The 17,885-nt window shown below is 68.8% G+C and carries 17 protein-coding genes; 7 read left to right on the top strand and 10 right to left on the bottom strand.

The features are described from left to right. Positions 1-45 precede the first annotated feature (45 nt). The gene (era, locus tag CRT60_RS30020) at positions 46-951 is read left to right on the top strand and encodes a GTPase Era (protein ID WP_098741097.1); all 906 of its coding nucleotides are present in this window, start codon (positions 46-48) and stop codon (positions 949-951) included. Positions 952-1,045: 94 nt separating this feature from the next. On the opposite strand, the gene CRT60_RS30015 is transcribed toward era, so the two are convergent. Continuing rightward, complete coding sequence (locus CRT60_RS30015) at positions 1,046-1,351, bottom strand: hypothetical protein (protein ID WP_098740106.1); 306 nt, start codon at positions 1,349-1,351, stop codon at positions 1,046-1,048. Positions 1,352-1,861: 510 nt separating this feature from the next. Beyond that, complete coding sequence (locus CRT60_RS30010) at positions 1,862-2,155, bottom strand: (2Fe-2S)-binding protein (RefSeq protein ID WP_098740105.1); 294 nt, start codon at positions 2,153-2,155, stop codon at positions 1,862-1,864. 209 nt (positions 2,156-2,364) lie between these two features. On the opposite strand from CRT60_RS30010, the gene CRT60_RS30005 reads away from it, so the two are divergent. Continuing rightward, positions 2,365-3,348, top strand: coding sequence for an SAM-dependent methyltransferase (locus CRT60_RS30005; protein WP_244592841.1), 984 nt, complete (start codon positions 2,365-2,367; stop codon positions 3,346-3,348). A gap of 30 nt (positions 3,349-3,378) precedes the next feature. Here CRT60_RS30005 and CRT60_RS30000 read toward each other — a convergent pair whose 3' ends face one another. Both CRT60_RS30000 and CRT60_RS37630 read right to left on the bottom strand, forming a co-directional pair. Further along, on the bottom strand, positions 3,379-4,959 hold the full coding sequence (locus CRT60_RS30000) for a matrixin family metalloprotease (RefSeq protein WP_098740104.1): 1,581 nt from the start codon (positions 4,957-4,959) through the stop codon (positions 3,379-3,381). A 94-nt stretch (positions 4,960-5,053) separates the two neighbouring features. Then, the gene (locus CRT60_RS37630; RefSeq protein WP_098740103.1) at positions 5,054-6,076 is read right to left on the bottom strand and encodes a patatin-like phospholipase family protein; all 1,023 of its coding nucleotides are present in this window, start codon (positions 6,074-6,076) and stop codon (positions 5,054-5,056) included. A gap of 386 nt (positions 6,077-6,462) precedes the next feature. Between CRT60_RS37630 and CRT60_RS37625 the strand changes: the two genes are divergently transcribed. The 5 genes from CRT60_RS37625 (at position 6,463) to CRT60_RS29975 (ending at position 12,727) form a co-directional block, all read left to right on the top strand. After that, positions 6,463-6,591, top strand: coding sequence for a hypothetical protein (locus tag CRT60_RS37625; protein WP_280177257.1), 129 nt, complete (start codon positions 6,463-6,465; stop codon positions 6,589-6,591). A gap of 294 nt (positions 6,592-6,885) precedes the next feature. Next, the gene (locus CRT60_RS29990; protein ID WP_098740102.1) at positions 6,886-7,593 is read left to right on the top strand and encodes a protein phosphatase CheZ; all 708 of its coding nucleotides are present in this window, start codon (positions 6,886-6,888) and stop codon (positions 7,591-7,593) included. Positions 7,594-7,678: 85 nt separating this feature from the next. Further along, complete coding sequence (locus CRT60_RS29985; protein ID WP_244592840.1) at positions 7,679-8,431, top strand: hypothetical protein; 753 nt, start codon at positions 7,679-7,681, stop codon at positions 8,429-8,431. Continuing rightward, positions 8,428-9,159 (top strand): OmpA/MotB family protein, encoded by a 732-nt coding sequence (locus CRT60_RS29980; protein ID WP_098740100.1) that lies wholly within the window; start codon positions 8,428-8,430, stop codon positions 9,157-9,159. The genes CRT60_RS29985 and CRT60_RS29980 overlap by 4 nt, the downstream gene beginning before the upstream one ends. 1 nt (position 9,160) lies before the next feature. Beyond that, complete coding sequence (locus tag CRT60_RS29975) at positions 9,161-12,727, top strand: tetratricopeptide repeat protein (RefSeq protein WP_098740099.1); 3,567 nt, start codon at positions 9,161-9,163, stop codon at positions 12,725-12,727. A gap of 57 nt (positions 12,728-12,784) precedes the next feature. Here CRT60_RS29975 and CRT60_RS29970 read toward each other — a convergent pair whose 3' ends face one another. From CRT60_RS29970 to CRT60_RS29945, 6 genes are all read right to left on the bottom strand, one after another. Then, a complete protein-coding gene (locus CRT60_RS29970; protein ID WP_098740098.1) occupies positions 12,785-13,330 on the bottom strand; it encodes a fasciclin domain-containing protein in 546 nt (181 codons plus the stop codon). Positions 13,331-13,500: 170 nt separating this feature from the next. After that, positions 13,501-15,399: a potassium transporter Kup gene (locus tag CRT60_RS29965; RefSeq protein WP_098740097.1), complete on the bottom strand. Its 1,899-nt coding sequence runs from the start codon at positions 15,397-15,399 to the stop codon at positions 13,501-13,503. Positions 15,400-15,688: 289 nt separating this feature from the next. Then, positions 15,689-16,477: a flagellar type III secretion system pore protein FliP gene (gene fliP, locus CRT60_RS29960; RefSeq protein ID WP_098740096.1), complete on the bottom strand. Its 789-nt coding sequence runs from the start codon at positions 16,475-16,477 to the stop codon at positions 15,689-15,691. Further along, positions 16,474-16,815: a FliO/MopB family protein gene (locus tag CRT60_RS29955; protein ID WP_098740095.1), complete on the bottom strand. Its 342-nt coding sequence runs from the start codon at positions 16,813-16,815 to the stop codon at positions 16,474-16,476. Before CRT60_RS29955 ends, fliP begins: the two co-directional genes overlap by 4 nt. Before the next feature lie 22 nt (positions 16,816-16,837). Beyond that, positions 16,838-17,308, bottom strand: a complete 471-nt coding sequence (locus tag CRT60_RS29950) for a hypothetical protein (protein ID WP_143273418.1) — start codon at positions 17,306-17,308, stop codon at positions 16,838-16,840. Then, complete coding sequence (locus tag CRT60_RS29945; protein ID WP_098740093.1) at positions 17,305-17,688, bottom strand: EscU/YscU/HrcU family type III secretion system export apparatus switch protein; 384 nt, start codon at positions 17,686-17,688, stop codon at positions 17,305-17,307. Before CRT60_RS29945 ends, CRT60_RS29950 begins: the two co-directional genes overlap by 4 nt. Between the last annotated feature and the right edge of the window lie 197 nt (positions 17,689-17,885).

Here is a 17,885-nt window from a genome sequence, read left to right as displayed (position 1 = left end):
GCCCCGCGCGGGCAGCCCATCTCCGTCCTGCCGCCTCTGCCGACGATGCCGGACAATCCGCGCTGCGGCTTCATCGCGCTGGTCGGCGCGCCGAATGCCGGCAAGTCGACGCTGCTGAACGCGATGATCGGCAGCAAGGTGTCGATCGTCAGCCCGAAGGTGCAGACCACCCGCACCCGCGTGCTCGGCATCACCATCCAGGGCGATGCCCAGATGATCTTCGTCGACACCCCCGGCATCTTCAAGCCGAAGCGCCGGCTGGACCGCGCCATGGTGGCGGCGGCCTGGCAGGGGGCGGAGGATGCCGACGTGATCGGCGTGCTCTACGACGTGTCGCGCCGCTCCATCGACGAGGACACCCGCAGCATCGTCGCCCGGCTGAAGGAGCAGGGGCGCGAAGCCATCCTGATCCTGAACAAGATCGATCTGGTGAAGCGCGACGTCCTGCTCGGCATCGCCGACGCCTTCCGGCAGGAGGGCATCTTCTCCGACATCTTCATGGTGTCGGCCTTCACCGAGGACGGCGTCGCCCATCTGAAGCAGTTCCTGGCCGACCGTCTGCCGGACGGGCCGTGGCATTTCCCGGAAGACCAGATCTCCGACATGCCGATGCGCCTGCTGGCGGCGGAAATCACCCGCGAGAAGCTGTTCCTCCAGCTTCACCAGGAGCTTCCCTATTCCGCCACGGTCGAGACCGAGGTGTGGGAGGAGTTCGAGGACGGCTCGGTCAAGATCTCGCAGGTCATCTTCGTGCAGCGCGAAAGCCAGAAGGCCATCGTGCTGGGCAAGGGCGGCCAGCGGATCAAGGCGCTGGGGTCCGCCGCGCGCTCCGAACTGACCCATATGCTGGAGCGCCGCGTCCACCTGATCCTGTTCGTGAAGGTGCGCGAAGGCTGGGTCGACGATCCGGAACGCTACTCGGCCTGGGGCCTCGATTTCGGGGCGTCCTGACGTCGGGGTATCCTGCTCCATGAAAAAGGCCCTCTCCCGTGGGAGAGGGCCTTTTCATTTGGGCGGCGGTCCGCTGCCCGGCCAGGCGGCGATGTCAGGCGGCGATCAGGCGCAGATGGCCGTCGAAATCGTCGAGCGCGCGCATCAGGTCCATCATTGCCTGATCGGCCTGGGCGCGGGCGAAGGGCCACGCGTCGTCGTCGGCCATATGGGCGGCCTCGATGCGGGCGATGGCGCGATTGTTCAGGCCGCGGAGACGGTCGAGCGTGCGTTCCCACGTCTCCCGCCGGTTGCTGTCCGCGCGTTCCACCATCGATCGCAGGGTTTCCATGCGGTCGGTGGCGCGCAGCACCAGATCACGGCTCAACGTGTCGAAAGCTTGCCGGTTGCGGCGGCTCATGAAGTGTCCTCCTTTGATCCTCAACCGTTTTTGACTTCCTGGCGTTTTTGACCTCTCGGCCGGATGGAAAGATACCCCCGCGCCGACATGGCAAAAACACGCCGGAAGCGCAGTCGGCACAGCCCTTTTGGGAGATGCCGCCCGGTTTTCGCGGTGCGATTTCGCAGTTGCGGAATACCTGTCCGAATCCAAATCCCGCCGGGCTGCCTAGCCCTTCAAGGACAAGGCAAACCCGGTGGCCAAGGAAGTCTTCCCGGTTGGATTGCGTTTCCTCCAGGGCCGGTTTCATCCGGCCCGTTCCTGTTTTTATACGCCGTCATTTTGACGACGTTCTTTTGTTTTGGTGACGCTTTTGTGCCGGAATGCCGACGCCGGGTCAATCCGCCCAAAAATCATAGTCGGCGCGCAATCTGTCGCAGCCTTAAGGCGAGGTTGTAGACCTGCTATTCAGCACAAAGTCGGAAGTGGTAGAGCTGTGGGGACGGCGGTCCTACACCTGTGTGCGCCTGTTCACTCGGCCGCGATGGCATAGGCGGGAACCGCCTCGGCATTGGCCGGCTCAGGCAGGGCGGAGCCGCAGCAGGGGGCGGCGGCCGGCATCGCCGCAACGGCGGCGGCAGCGGCGGTCTGCTGTGCGAAGGTGGCGCGGTGTTCGCTGGCCATGCTGCGCATGGTCGGAACGCATTTGCCGCACTGGACCTGGCAATTGTGATGGCGGAACACCGAGGCCGGGGTCGTGGCGCCCTGGTCGAGCGCGGCCTTGACCTTCTTATCGTTCAACGCGTGGCAGATGCAGACGTACATAAGCCCTCGGCGAAAATCGGTTTCGGATGAGGTGTCCCGGGCCCAGCAATAGCTGAGAGTGAGAATCGTTGTCAATGAAGCAATTGCGAGCCAATCGCATATAAGAAGTTTCGAGACGCTTTGTCACAGCCCCCTTCGCGTCACGCCGAAAGGGGGGTGCCGCATCCTTGCGCTTGCATTCGACGGCCGGCAGCGGTAGCCCCTGGGGCATGGACGACAGCACCCCCAAAACCGCCTCCCCGAATGCCCCCGGCACCGACCCGCAAGCCGTTCCCGGCGCGGTGGTGACCCCGCTTGGCCAGACCATCTATCTGGCCGCGGACGGCTTCCTCGACGATCTGGTGGCGGAGCTGGGGGACGTCGCATCGGTCGATGGCCGGCTGGTCTTCGTCGACGGCCCGGCCCGGCCGGCGGCCTGGGCGCAGAACATCTGGTACGACCCGGTCCGCATCGAGTTCCCCTCGATCAAGGGCGGGGCGAAGGCTCTGCGCGGCATCCAGCGCAATTGGGCGCTGTGGTCGCAGCGCCATCACCGCCGCGCCGCCCTGATCCAGGAAAACCTGCCGCATGTCTCGGCCAAGCCGGTGGTCTTCCCGTCGCCCCTGCCGACGGCGCCGCTGGGCTCCTGGACGCTGGTCGACGAGTCCACCATCATCGCCGCGGCGCACTGTTCCAGCCCGTTCCGCAACGGCGAGGTGACCTTCGTCGAGAACCGCACGGCACCGCCCAACCGCGCCTATCTGAAGCTGTGGGAGGCGCTGACCCTGTTCGGCGAGCAGCCGGGGCCGGGCGACCGCTGTCTCGACCTCGGCGCCTGTCCCGGCGGCTGGACCTGGGTGCTGCACGAGCTGGGCGCGTCGGTGGTCAGCGTCGACAAGGCGCCGCTCGACCCCGCCATCGCCGCCCTGCCGCGGGTGGAGATCCGCCAGGAGAGCGCCTTCGGCCTGAAGCCGGCGACGGTCGGCCCGGTCGATTGGCTGTGCTGCGACGTGATCTGCTACCCGACCCGCCTGCTGCGGCTGGTGAAGGAGTGGATGGACAGCGGGCTTGCCAAGCGTTTCGTCTGCACGCTGAAGTTCCAGGCGGAAACCGACCATGAGACCGCCCGCGCCTTTGCGGAGATCCCCGGCGGCCGGGTGCTCCACCTCCACCACAACAAGCACGAGCTGACCTGGATTTGGCCGGCGAAATAGGGGCCGGCGAAGTAGGGGTGGCCGGTCGGCTCAGGCCAGCGCCCGCCCCTCGGCATAGCCATGGCTGACGTAATGCTGCTTGGCGGCGGTCAGGTTGCCGCCGACGGCGGTGCGGACGTCCGGGTTCGCCGCCAGATAGGCGGTTGCGTTGAAGCGGGTCAGCGAGCGGCCCTCCAGCCGGCCGCTGACGATGTAATGCAGTTCCACCGCTTCGCGGTTGTCGCCGAAGGCGGCGATCAGGTCGGGGTTGCTGGCCTCGTAGGACAGCGTGTCGAACAGGGTGGAACTGCGGCCCTCGCGGTTGCCGGCCTCGATGTAATGGCGGGTGGCGGCGGCGACGTCGCTGCCGAAGCTGTTCAGCAGATCGCCATAGCCGGCCAGATAATTGTAGGGATCGAAGCCGGTCAGGCTGCGCCCCTCATAGACGCCGGCACCGATCAGATGCTGGGTCGCCGCCGCGGCGTTGGTGCCGAGCGCCGCGATCAGGTCGCTGTTGGAGGCGACATAGCGCAGCGCGTCGAAACTGCCGGACACCATCGACGCCAGGGCGGTGCTGCCGTCGGCGAAGCGCAGATAGTCGATGTTGGTCAGCAGGTCGTTGCCGTCGGCGCCGCTGACGATGTAGCGGCCGGCGTCCAGCTGCTGGACGCGGTACTGCGCCCGGCGGCCGCTGAACACCACGGTGTCGGTTCCGGCGCCGCCGTCCAGCACATTGCCCAGATCGTTGACGGTGAAGCTGTCGTTGCCGCTGCCGCCGGTCGCCAGCTGCACCCTGGTGCCATAGGCCAGCGCCAGGAAGGTCGTGCCGCCGGCGCTGCTGAACTGGCCGCTGCGCAAATCCAGCGACAGGTCGGCCGTCTGGGCGGCGCCATTCAGGCTGTTGTGGCCGGTGGGGTCCCACAGGGTGGTGAAACTGCCGGTGTTCAGCGCATAGCCGGTGTCGCCGGCCCCGGTCGCCATGTTGGCGCCGTAGAGATACTGGATCGCGGCGATGTCGAAGAGGCTGGGGCCGGTCAGGTAGCTCCCCGACGGCAGCGCGGCGTTCTCGTTGTAGGACATGATGCTGAACGCATAATTGTCCGTCGCCGCCGGCAGATAGGGTCCCTCCGTCCCGTCGTCGGTGCCGGCGTTGTAGTTGCCGGGATGCTTCAGCCCCAGCGCATGGCCGATCTCGTGGATGACGGTCATGTAGCTGTAGCTGCCCGACGTCGGGTTGGTGTTCCCGGCGCTGTCGTTGGCCAGGAACACCTGTCCGCCTTGGATGCCGGTGGAGGGATAATAGGCGTAGGCCGCCGACTGGCCGCGCTGCCGGTTGGTCCCGAAGGCGACCGCCGCGCTCGCGGCGTCGGAAATCTCCACGAAGGTGACGTTGGCGACCGCGCTCCAGGCCGCCAGCGCCTGCCGGACGGCGGCGCGCTGGGCGGTGTTCATGGCGGCGAAGCCGGTGGCGTCGGTGGCGGAGACCTGCCGCGAGCTGGTCAGGAAGCCATAGGTGACGGTGGCGGCTGCGCCGACGGAGCCGCCGTCCAGCACCGTGCCGTTGGCGCCCCAGTGCGGCGTCCCGCTGGCGAGCAGGGTGGCGACGGTGTCGGACGGCGCAGGCTGGCTCATGGACGCTGGCTCTCGCGGCGAATGGGGGCAAACGGGAGGGGCACGGTGATATACGATTGATACGGGAAACCGGATCGGTCTCCAGCGCAACCGGTCAGGCGCGGCGCAGGGCCAGTTCGATGGAAGGGCGCAGCATGGAGGCGGCGGCATGGCCGATCTCCACCGCCTCGGCGGCGCGGTCGAACTCCAGGATGCCGATATGGGCCAGCCGCGGCGCGATCAGCACGTCGGGCGGCTCGCCGGCCAGGCGGGACCGGGTGATGCGGTCCTGCATGATGTCGATGGAGCCGGCCATCACCTCCAGCGCGTTGGGCATCTGCTTGTGGGCATGGGCGTCGTCGATCTGGTCGGCCAGGAACTGGGTGCGCCGGCCGGGCTTGCGGCCGAGCCATGTCGAGATCTGGCTGGTCAGGTGGGACAGGGCGGGGGAGCCGGCATCGCCGCCCGCCACCACCGGCTCCGGCGCCTTGACCGCGACCGTGTTGCCGCCAATTCCCTTGCCGCCAGGCCCCTTGCCGTTGCCGGCCCCGCGGCCGGTCGGCCGGCCCAGCGGCGACAGCTCGCTGTTCAGGTTGACCGCGACCACGATGTCGGCCCCCAGCGCGCGGCAGAGCGAGACCGGCACCGGATTGACCAGGGCGCCGTCCACCAGCAGGTGATGGTCGCGCCGCACCGCCGGGAACAGGCCGGGCATGGCGGCCGAGGCCATCACCGCCGACATCAGCGGGCCGTCGCGCAGCCACATCTCGCGCCCCGTCGACAGGTCGGTGGCGACGGTGGCGAAGGGCATCGGCAGCTTTTCGATCAGGATGTTGCTGCGCTCGTTGTCGAAGCGCCCGAACGCCTTCTCGGCCGCCACCAGGCCGCCGCGGCGGAAGGTGAGGTCGATGATGCCCAGCATGCCGAGCCAGCCCATCTTCTGCGCCCAGGCCTGAAGCTCGTCGAGCTGGTCGGTCAGATAGGCGGCCCCCACCGCGGCGCCGATCGAGGTGCCGCAGATGATGTCGGGCTTGATCCCGATCTCCTCCAGCGCGCGCAGGACGCCGATATGCGCCCAGCCGCGCGCCGCACCGCTGCCCAGCGCAAGCCCGATCTTCAGGTCGGTTCCCTTCGCCATCCGCATCTCCCGTCGGCGCCCCCGGCGTCGGAGGCCAGATGCCCCCGGCATCGGAGGCCAGATGCCCCCGGCATCGGAGGCTTGGATGCCCCCGGCATCGGAGGCTTGATCTAGAGCTTATCATCTAGGCATTACCGCCCGGTTTCGGAAGCGGCCGGAAGTGGCACGCCGCCAGAGACGGGGGCATCGCCGCCCGCGAGATGGGAAATGTCGAAAATTTGGCCGATGTTTGACCTGGATCAGAGGTCAGCTGGGCATGACTGTGGCAATTCTGTGCCACTGGTCGAGCATTGTCGTATCGCCGGGTGATTTTAACCATGCGTCAACTGGACCGGATACAATTTCGTTGCGTTGCAATGTAGTTCCCGAACCCCGGAAGGTTTGTCATGGCCGACGAACTGAAAAGCTTCAGAAAAGACTGGAAGCGCTGGTCGCCGATGGAGCGGCTGGTTGCCGTGACCGTGCTGGTCCTGATCGCGCTTCTCGGTGCGCCGGCCGCCGCCAGCCTGTTCTGAGCCACGCCGCTGGCGAGGCAGGCACCCATGCGGTTGTGCCGGCCACAGTGTGACGCGCCGGCAACTCGGGCGCAGTGTCAGGACCCTTGGCGGGGGCATCTTTACGGGCTCTTAACCCTCGCGTCCTAGGCTTTGTCGGCTCGGACAGTTCCTTGGACGGTTGGGCGCCTCAAGCGGTCGGAGCATCGAACCTCCGCTGCGGACGGCACCGACGGTGCGCTCGCTGGAGGGCGCGAACCGGGGAGGTTCCGGCACATTCCGCCAAGGCCTTGCCCCTCTCGCTGGACACGCCCGATGACCTTCTCCGCCCAATCCGCCGTGACGGAACAGAAGCTCCTGAGACAGCGCCTCGACGCCGCCTTTGCGGAAGCCGCACAGCCGCTGTCGCGCGACGAGGTGACGGACATCGTCCGCAACATCCTGGGCAGCATGGACGGCGACATCTCCGCCACCGACCTGCGCCTGTACAAGGAGGTCGTGGACCTCGCCAAATACATCGAGACGGCCAAGCAGGAGATCGCAGCGCTCCAGCCGGCCGAAATCCGCGACGAACACATCCGCACCGCCACCGACGAGCTGGATGCGGTGATCGGTGCGACGGAAAAGGCGACCTTCGCCATCTTCGACGCCTGCGACGCCATCGGCGCCATCGCCGGACAGACGGATGCCGGCACCTCGGCCAGGCTGAACGACCAGATCACCGCGATCTACGAGGCCTGCAACTTCCAGGACATTACCGGCCAGCGCATCAGCAAGGTGGTGCGCACGCTGAAGCACATCGAATCGAAGGTGGACATGATCGTCGCCGCCTTCGGCAGCGAGGTGCGGCAGAACCACGCCCCGCGGCTGGCGAAGCTGGCGGCGGAGGAGGCGGAGGCCGCCGTGCATTTCGAACCGATGAGCGCGGAAGAGGCCGACCAGCAGCTTCTGCACGGGCCGCAGCTGCCGGGCAACGCCATGGACCAGGACGAGATCGACCGTCTGCTGGCCAGCTTCGACTGACGCCATGCTGCCCGGCCCCCCCATCAGCAGGCCCGGCGGCGGGCACACGGCCCAGGGCATCGCCCCGGGGACGGGAGGCGCCGGGTTGCCGTTGCTGCTGCGGGCCGGGCGCGCCGGCGGTTCCGGTGCCCATGCCAACCCGAACAACGGCAGCATCCTGCTCCTGCTGTCGCTATTCCTGCTGCTTCTGGTCTTCTTCATCGTGCTGAACGCCCATTCGGTGCAGACGGTGCAGAAGGTCAAGGCGGTCGCCGCCTCGCTGGAGCGGACCTTCCCCAGCTTCGTCATCGACCCGCGCCTGCGCGAGGGGTCCGAGCCGGTGGCCTCGCGCGCCGGGACCGTCTTCGCCGTGCAGCGGCTGGAGGATGTCGGCACCCTGTTCGCCACCGCGGTTGCGGTCTCCAAGGTGGAGGTGGTCGCCCCCGGCCAGCTGCTGGAGGTGCGCCTGCCCGCCGACGACCTGTTCGTTCCCGGCACCATGACCCTGCGGCCGGACCGCCAGGGGCTGATCGACCGCATCGCCGATGCGCTCCGCCAGTCGCGCCAGGGCGAGCGGGTGGAGCTGGACGCGCTGCTCGGCATCGGGCCGACGGGAACGCCCAGCCAGCCGCCGGGGCCGGTCGCCCGTGCCGGCGTGCTGGCCCGCGCGCTGGTCGAGGATGGGGCGCCGGCCCGCAACGTCACCGTCGGGATCGAACGCGGCGAGCCGGGCGGGGTGCGGCTGCTGTTCTCCCTGCGCTGGGACGAGGACGGGGCGGCCCGCCCGGCCGCGAAGACCGCGCCGGCCAATAGCGCCCCGGCGGCTGCGGCACCGGCGAAGGCCGAGGTGCGGAAATGATCCGCGTTCCCCGGATCGCCGGCAGGACGGGGGCGGACGATGGCGGCGCCCAGCGCAAGACGCTGTGGCTGATCAGCTTTACCGACCTGATTTCCTTGATGCTCGCCTTCTTCGTGCTGATGTATTCGATGAGCGAGCCGGAGGCGGAGCGCTGGACCCGTCTGGCGAAGGGCGTGTCGGAGTCGATCCCCGCCGCGCGCTCGACCGCCACCGCCCCGTCGGACCGCCCGGCCGATCCCGGCGCCGCCTTCAACGCCATGGCGGTGGAGGCGAGGGCGGCCATCGACCTGCATTATCTGGCGGCATTGCTGGGAAGCCAGCTGCGGTCGAATGCGGAGCTGGCGGTGGTCGATGTCCGGCGCGAGGATGACCGGGTGGTCATCCGCCTGCCGGGAGAGCGGATGTTCGACCCCACCGGCGCCGCCTTCACCGAGGAGGGGCGGCGGGTGCTGTTCCTGCTGGGCGCCGTCATCGGCCGCATCGGCAACCGCATCGAGCTGGTCGGCCATGCGGAGCGTGAGGACATGACCGGCGGGGTCGCCTGGGAACGGGCGCTGACGCGGGCGGTCGCCGTCTCCGCCGCGCTGCGCGAGACCGGCTATCGCCGCGATCTGGTGGCGCGGGCGGTGATGATGCCGGTGGGTGGGGCGCGGATTGCCGGCGATGCACCGAATGGCGGCGGTCGCCTGCCGGTCGACATCGTGGTGCGCGAGGAAGGAGCGGATTGAGGTGACGGACGGCTCGGGCAATCGACGGAAGCGCTGGCTGCGCGGCTGTGCCGCCGCGGTGGCGCTGCTTGCCGTGCCGGTCCTGCTCTCGCCCCTGCCGGCCGGCGCCGCCAGCGTGCCGGTGCGCGGCGGCACTCACAAGGATTTCGGCCGGCTGGTCTTCGACTGGCCGGGCAAGGTCGATTTCACCGCGGCGGTCGAGGGCGACCGGCTGGTCATCGCCTTCACCGAGCCCATCGACGCCCCGCTGGACCGGCTGGTGCGGGCGCTGCCCGACTATCTCGCCGCCGGCCGGGTGGAGGCCGATGGCAAGACGGTCTCCTTCGACCTGAAACGCCCGGTTTCGCTGAAGAGCTTCCGCAACGGCAACGCCGTCGCCATCGACCTGTCGCCCGCGGCGGCGGGCTCTGCGCCGCAGCAGGCCGCCGCCAAGGCCGAGAGCACGCCACCCGCACCGCCAGTGCCTGCCAAGGCGGACGCCGCGAAGCCGGTGCCGTCCGCCGGCCGGCTGCGGGTGCAGGGGGGCGACCAGCCCGACCAGAGCCGGCTGACCTTCGATTGGCCGGCCCCGGTCGGCTACAAGGTGACCCGCGACGGCGCCGCGGTGACCGTCGCCTTCGACAAGGGCGGCACCGCCGACCTGTCGGCCCTGCCCAAGGCGCCGCTGCGCAACATCCGCAACGTCGAATCCTACCGCCAGCCCGACGGTTCGCTGGCGGTCACGCTCGCCGTGCCGCAGGACGCCGAGGTGAGCGACAGCGCGTCGGGCAAGTCGATGGTGCTGTCCGTCGGCAATCCGGGGTCGCGCGCCGGCCTACCCAAGGGCGACGGCGCCGCTCCGGCCGCCGCTGCGTCCGCTTCGGGGTCGCAGGGAGCGCCGGTCGCGCAAGGCAACCAGGGGGCCAGCCAGCCCGCACCGGCGAAGGACGCGGCCAAGGAAGGCGGCAAGGACGCGCCCATGGTGGCGTCGGCCACCTCCGGCCGGTCGGCCGTCGCCGCGAACGCCGCCGCCGCCAACCCGGCACCCGCTGCAAGTCCCGCCGCTCCGCCGGCCGAGGCCAAGGCGGCTCCGGCCGCCCCTGCCGATGCGAAGGCCCAGCCGGCGGCGGGTCCGAAGGGGCCGGTGCTGACCTTCGACACCGGCGGGCCGGCCTCCATCGCGGTCTATCCGCGGGCGGGACAGCTCTACATCGCCTTCGACCGGCCGATGCCGATCGGCGCCGGCAAGCTCAGCGGTCCCGGTGCCGAGCTGATGGGCGCGGTGGAGCCGGTGCCGGCAACCGGCGGCAGCGTCTTCCGCACCAAGATCGGTCCGATGGTGTGGCCGACGGTGGAGCGGCAGGGCACCACATGGCGCATCCTGTCCTCTGCCCGTCCCGCCAACATGGGCAGCACCGGCGATCTGCGGGTGGAGCCGGACCCCGATTTCCTGCTCGGCGCCCGGCTGCTGGTGCGGGCCCCCGATGCGGCCAACGTCGTGCAGTTCGCCGATCCGGATGTCGGCGACCGCATCCAGATCGTTCCGCTTCCCAGCCCGGGGCAGGGGGTGCCCGAACCCCACCGCTACCCGGACCTTGAGGTCATGCCCTCCTACCAGGGCGTGGTGGTGCGGCCGATCTCCGACAATGTGACGGTGCGGGCGATCAAGGAAGGGGTGGAGCTGACCACGGCCGGCGGGCTGCACATCTCGCCGACTGCAGATGCCGGCAACGCGGCGTCGCCGCCGCCGCCCGCGGCCTCCGCTCCCCAGCCGGTTCCGGCGCAGCTGGCCGCCGCGCCGATGCCCGTTCCGCCGGCTGGCGGGTCGTCCGCCGCCATGGAGCCGCCGAAGGCGCAGCCCAACCAGATGCAGGGCCGCCGGCTGTTCAACCTGCCGGCCTGGAAGCGCGGCGACCTCGACCATTTCACCGAGGCGCGGCAGGATCTCCAGCTTGCCGTCGTCAACGCGCCGGAATCGGAACGGGCGAAGGCGCAGCTCGATCTCGCCCGCTTCTATTTCGCCAACGGGTTCGGGCAGGAAACGCTCGGCCTGCTGGACGTGCTGCAACAGAACCAGCCCGACCTGGAGGGATGGCCGGAGTTCCGGGCGTTGCGCGGCGCCGCCCGCGTGCTGACCGGCGATCTCGACGGCGGCGAGGCCGACCTGTCGATCCCCTCGCTCGCCGGCAATCCGGAAGCCAATCTGTGGCGCGCCGCCATCGCCGCCGACCGCCGCGACTGGCCCAAGGCGATGGCCGGCTTCAAGGCGTCGGGCCAGATCCTGAACAGCTATCCCGATCCGATGCTCGGCAAGCTCGGGCTGCGGGCGGCGGAGGCGGCGCTGGAAACCCGCGATACCGCCACCGCCAAGCGGCTGTTCGACCGTGTCATCGAGCATGGCGGCCCGGATCAGGAGGAGAATCCGCAGACCCAGTATCTGCGCGGCCTGCTCTATGCCCAGACCGGCGAAATCGATCAGGCGCGCGAGCAGCTGACCGCCGCCTTCAACAGCTATGACCGCTTCTACCGTGCCAAGGCCGGGCTGGCTCTGACCAATCTGGAGCTGTCGGAGGGCAAGATGTCGCCGACCGCGGCGGCGGAGCAGCTGGCCGGCCTGACCTTCACCTGGCGCGGCGACGACCTGGAGATGCAGATCCGCTCGCGCATGGGCGAGGTGCTGATCGCCGGCGGCGAATATGCCAAGGGCTTCAACACGATGAAGGAGACGGCGGCCCTGGTCGCCGACACGCCGAGGGCCGAGGCGATCACCAAGGAGATGTCGCGCATCTTCGCCGACCTCTACAAGGACGGGGCGCAGCGCCTGCCGACGCTGGATGCCATGCAGCTCTACGACCAGTTCCGCGAGCTGACCCCGGTGGGCGAGGCCGGCGACGAGATCATCCGCCAGCTGGCGGAACGGCTGATTTCCATCGACCTGCTGAACCGCGCCGCCGACCTGCTGCAGCATCAGGTCGAATACCGCCTGTCCGGGCTGGACAAGGCGCGGGTCGGCACCCGGCTGGCCTCGGTCCGGCTGCTCGACAACAAGCCGGAAGACGCGCTGAAGGCGCTGGAGCTGTCGAACGTCGCCGGCCTGCCGGCCGATCTGGCGGCGGAGCGGCGGCTGATGCAGGCCAAGGCGCTGGCGGAACTGAACCGCGGCGACGAGGCGATGCAGATTCTGGCCCAGGACGACAGCACCAACGCCAACCTGCTGCGCGTCGACATCGCCTGGAAGGGGCAGAAGTGGGATGCGGCGGCGCTGGCGCTGAACAAGGTGATCGGGGCGCCGCCCACGCCGGGCAAGCCGCTCGACCCCAACATGTCGCAGCTCGTGCTGAACCGTGCCGTGGCGCTGGCGCTTGCCGGCGACGGCAACGGGCTGAACCTGCTGAAGAAGGATTTCGAAGGGTCGATGAAGGGCGGGCCGAACGAGGATGCCTTCCGCATTCTGACCCGCCCCGAACAGGCGATGGGCCTGATCGACGTCGGCACGATCCGCTCCCGCGTCGCGGAAGTGGATATGTTCAAGAAGTTTTTGAAGCAGTATCGCGGCGGCAAGCAATCCGCGGACAAGCCGACGTCTTAAATCGGCGCGGAATGCCGGACGGTACTCCCGGCTCCGTGCCGCCCGCCGGTCCGGCGGTTACTTCGGCAGCAGAACCTTGTCGATGACGTGGACGACGCCGTTGGACTGCTCGACGTCGGCGATGGTGACACGGGCGGTGTTGCCCGACGCGTCGGCGACCATCACGGCATCGCCGGACTGGGTGAAGGTCAGCGGCATGCCTTCCACCGTCTTCAGCATCGCCTTGCCGTTGCCCTTCTTGATGTCCGCCACGATGTCCTTGGCGTCCAGCTTGCCGGGAATGACGTGATAGGTCAGCACCTTGGTCAGCTGGCCCTTGTTCTCGGGCTTCAGCAGCGTGTCGACGGTGCCGGCGGGCAAGGCGGCGAAGGCCTGGTTGGTCGGGGCGAAGACGGTGAAGGGCCCCTTGCCGCTCAGCGTATCGACCAGCCCGGCGGCCTTCACGGCGGCGACGAGCGTGGTGTGGTCCTTCGACTGGGATGCGTTCTCCACGATGGTCTTGCTGGGGTACATCGGCGCGCCGCCGACCATCTTCTCCATGGCCGCATTGGCACAACCGGCAAAAAGAAGGGTGGCGATCGCCACGGTGGCAACCTTCTTCATAGCATTCCCTCATGTCGTTGAAGGTCCGCTTCCCGCGGACACAACATCGTTACGGAGGATGCTTTCGCTCGGATCACAGCGATTTCTAAACGGACCACCGATTTCTTCGAAAGCGAAGGGCGTAATTCTTTGGTGGTATGCGTCCGTGCTTCGATCCGCCCTTCAACCGGCTACAGCTGTACCTGCGTGCCGAGTTCCACCACGCGGTTGGGCGGCAGTTTGAAGAAGTCGGTGGCGCTGACCGAGGTGCGCGACATCACCACGAACAGCCTTTCCCGCCACAGCGCCATCTGGGAATTCATCTGCGGGATCAGCGTCTCGCGGCCCAGGAAGAAGGAGGTCGCCATCACGTCGAACTCCAGGCCGAAGGCCTTGCACAGGCGCAGGGCCTTCGGGATGTTCGGCTCCTGCGAGAAGCCGTAGCGCACCGTGATGCGGTAGAAGCCGTCGGCCAGCCCCTCGACCAGCACGCGGTCCTTGGCCGGGACGCGCGGCACGTCGTCCACCACGACGGTGACGAAGACGATGCGCTCGTGCAGGACCTGATTGTGCTTCAGGTTGTGCAGCAGGGCGATCGGCACGGTGTTGGAGCTGGAGGTCATGAAGACCGCCGTGCCCTTCACCCGGTGGATGTCGCCCTTCTTCGCCTGCCGCTGGATGAAGGCGTCGAGCGGCAGCGATTCCTCGGCCAGCCGCTTGGTCAGCACCGCGCGGCCGCGGCGCCAGGTGGACATCAGGCCCAGCGTGACGCAGGCGATCACCAGCGGCACCCAGCCGCCATGCGGGATCTTCACCGCATTGGCGGCGAAGAAGGAGACCTCCACCGTCAGGAAGGCGGCGCCGACGCCGATGCAGAGCGGCAGGCTCCAGTTCCAGCGGCGGCGGGCCACCACCAGGAACAGGGTGGTGGTGATGATCATGTCGCCGGTCACCGCGATGCCGTAGGCGGCGGCGAGACGGCTGGAGGACTGGAACACCAGAACGAGGCCCAGCACCGCGGCCAGCAGGCCCCAGTTGGCGCGGGGGATGTAGATCTGCCCCTCCTCCTCGCTGGAGGTGTGGCGGATGTCGAGACGTGGGCAGAGCCCGAGCTGCACCGCCTGCCGGGTCAGCGAGAAGACGCCGGAAATGACCGCCTGGCTGGCGATGACGGCGGCGGCGGTCGACAGGCCGATCAGCGGATAGAGCGCCCAGTCCGGCGCCAGCAGGTAGAAGGGGCTGCGCACCGCCGTCGGGTCGTTCAGCAGCAGCGCGCACTGGCCCAGATAGTTCAGCAGCAGCGCCGGCAGCACCACGGCCAGCCATGCCACCTGGATGGGGCGGCGGCCGAAATGGCCCATGTCGGCATAGAGCGCCTCGCCGCCGGTCACCGCCAGCACCACCGCGCCCAGCACCAGGAAACCGGCGATGCCGTGGTTGGCGAAGAAGGAGATGGCGTAGAGAGGGTTGAAGGCGACCAGCACGCTCGGCTGCTGGATCACTTCCAGCAAACCCAGGACGCCCAGCGTGGCGAACCAGACCAGCATGATCGGGCCGAACAGCGCCCCGACGCGCGAGGTGCCGTGGCTCTGGATGGCGAACAGGGCGATCACGATGGTGACGGTCAGCGGCACCACCGCCGATTCGAGCGCCGGCTCCGCCACGCCCAGCCCCTCCACCGCGGACAGCACGGACATCGCCGGGGTGATCATGCCGTCGCCGTAGAACAGCGCGGCGCCGAACAGCCCCAGCGCCGTCAGCACGGTCAGCCGGCCCGAGGCGTCCGGCCGCGTCTTCGACGCCAGTGCCAGCAGGGAGAGGATGCCGCCCTCGCCCTTGTTGTCGGCCCGCATGACGAAGCCGACATACTTGACGGTGACGACCATCACCAGCGCCCAGAACACCAGCGACATGATGCCCAGCACGTTGTCATGGGTCAGCGGCAGCCCATGCTCGCCGCCGAAGCATTCGCGCAGCGTGTAGAGCGGGCTGGTGCCGATGTCGCCAAAGACGACACCCAGGGCACCCAGGGTCAGCGTCGCGAGCTTGCCGGTGTCGGGCTGCGCGGCCTTCAAAGCGGTATCAGTCATGCAGTGATTGCGGTCCGAAGTTGGTCCGTCGTTCAAAACGCCCGTGCAAAACGCCCGTTCGATGGCGCCCGGTGTGGCGCCCTGACCGTCCACTCCGCCCTGTCGGGGCTGTGGGCGGTCGAAGCCATCCGGCGGACCGGCTTCCTTGCCGCCCATCCCGCCCTAAACGCGCATCGCCTTTCCTCATACGCGTTTACGGCGCCCAACGCCAGAGCGTGCTTGCGCGGCCCCTCCGGCGCCGGGGGGATGCGACGAAGTGCGCAGGACTTTTCCCGCTGTGCGTGCAGGATCAGAGCGTTCCGAAACTGCGGGCAAGCGAGCCGGCGATCAGATACCACCCGTCGACCAGCACGAAGAAGATGATCTTGAACGGAATCGCCACCATGGTCGGCGGCAGCATCATCATGCCCATCGACATCAGGATCGACGACACCACCATGTCGATGATCAGGAAGGGCAGGAACAGCAGGAAGCCGATCTCGAATCCGCGCTTGATCTCGGAAATCATGAAGGCCGGGACCAGAACATGCAGAGGCATGTCGTTCGCCTCCGGCACCGACTGGATGCGGGCCATGTCCATGAACAGGCGCAGATCCTTCTCGGCGGTGTGGTGCAGCATGAAATCGCGGAGCGGCGCCATCGTGCGGCGGAACGCCTCCACCTCGTCGATTTCCTGGTTCATCAGCGGCTGGATGCCCTGGGTGTAGCTGCGCTCGAACACCGGGGCCATGACGAAGAAGGTCAGGAACAGCGCCAGCGACATCATCACCGTGGTCGGCGGCACCTGCTGCACGCCCAGCGCGTTGCGCAGGAAGGACAGCACGATGACGATGCGGGTGAAGGCCGTCATCATGATCAGGATCGACGGCGCCAGCGACAGCACCGTGATCAGCCCGATGGTCTGGACGATGCGGCCGGTGGCGGTGCCGCCGGCGTCGCCCAGGTCGAAGGTCAGGCTCTGCGCCAGCGCCGGCCCGGCGCTCAGGCCCAGCGCCACGCCGACGGCGAGCGCCAGCGCCAGCCCGGCGGCGGCCGGCTTCCAGCAGGCGCCGGGACGGCGGAGGATGGACCGCCTCATCGCGGATCGCTCCCCGCCGGACGGGGGGCGTCGGCCGGTGCGGCCTCCGCCCCGGCAAGCGCGCTGTCGAAGCCGCCCGCCGGGGTGCTGTCGACCAGCAGGTCGCCGTTGGCGCTCAGCAGGATCAGATGTTCGCGGTCGTCGCGGCGGACCAGGATCAACCGCCGCTTGGCGTCGATCGGCAGGGCCTCCACCACGCTCAGCCGGCGCTGGCGGGCGCGTCCGCGCACCGTTCCGTCGGCCATGCCGACCCGGCGCATCACCCAGGCGACGACCATGATCAGCGCCACGACGAAGACGAGCGCCATCAGGAACCGGATATACTGGTCGAGATCCATGGAAACGGCGGGCTTTCTCTGATCAGGGCGAATCGTCGGGCAGGCCGGCTTCTGCCAGACCGGCATCGGCCAGACCGGGCCCGGCCGGGCCGGCGCTGCGGCCATAGGCGGCGGCGGCGCGCTGGCGGGCGGTGTGCGGGTCGTCGCGGCCGGCCAGTGCGGCGGCGACGGCCTCCTCCCGCCCCTTCTGCTGGTCGGTCAGGGCGGCGGCAAGCGGACCCAGCGCCGCCACCAGATCGCCGAGCGGGCCGAGCAGCATGCGCGCTTCCCCCCGCGGCAGCGCTTCCGCGGCGAGGCAGAGATGGGCGACGCGGTCCTCCAGCCCGGCGAGGTCGATCAGCACGCCGGCCTCCGCCTGCGCCCGCGCGTCGTCGAGCGTGGCGCCCAGCACCGCCGCCTGCTGCGCGATGCCGATGGCCGACTCGGCGCCTTCGGGGGAGGGCGATAGGGAGGATGGCGGCATGGATGGCGGCATGGGCGGCGGACGTGTCACGGCTTGTCCTCCTCCGGACTCTCTTCGGATCGCGGCTCCGGCGGCAGGGTGCCGTTGGCGCGGTAGACATAGGCCAGGATTTCGGCCACCGCGGCGATGGCTTCGACCGGAATGTCGCTGTCGACCTCGATGGCGGACAGGATTTCGACCAGATCGGCGTCCTCGCGCACCTTCACGCCGTTGGCGAAGGCGACCTCCAGGATCTGTTCGGCCACCGTGCCCTTGCCGGTGGCGACGATCCGCGGCAGGCTTTCCGTGCCCAGCTCGTACTTCAGCGCCACCGCGACCGGGCGTTGGGCCGGGCGCCGGGCGGCGGTCGGCCTCTTGCCGGCAGTCGGGCCGGCGGGTGACGGGGCGGGAGGGCGGGCTTGCGCGGACAACAGGCGGCCTTGGTCGGAGGGTCCTTCCTGCGCCGCATCCTGGACCGGTAGGCTTAACGAACTGTAAAGGCGGTTGCCCCAGCCGATTCGCGAAGGTAAGGATTCATCCTTCGTTAACGCAAACGGGCGACCATTGTCCTCTATGGCGATATCCTTGCCGGACGCCGCCGTCAGGGCGGCATCTGGCGGGGATCGGC

It is taken from the genome of Azospirillum palustre (assembly GCF_002573965.1).
GTDB lineage: Bacteria > Pseudomonadota > Alphaproteobacteria > Azospirillales > Azospirillaceae > Azospirillum > Azospirillum palustre.
This window is presented reverse-complemented; position numbering and strand designations above follow the sequence as displayed.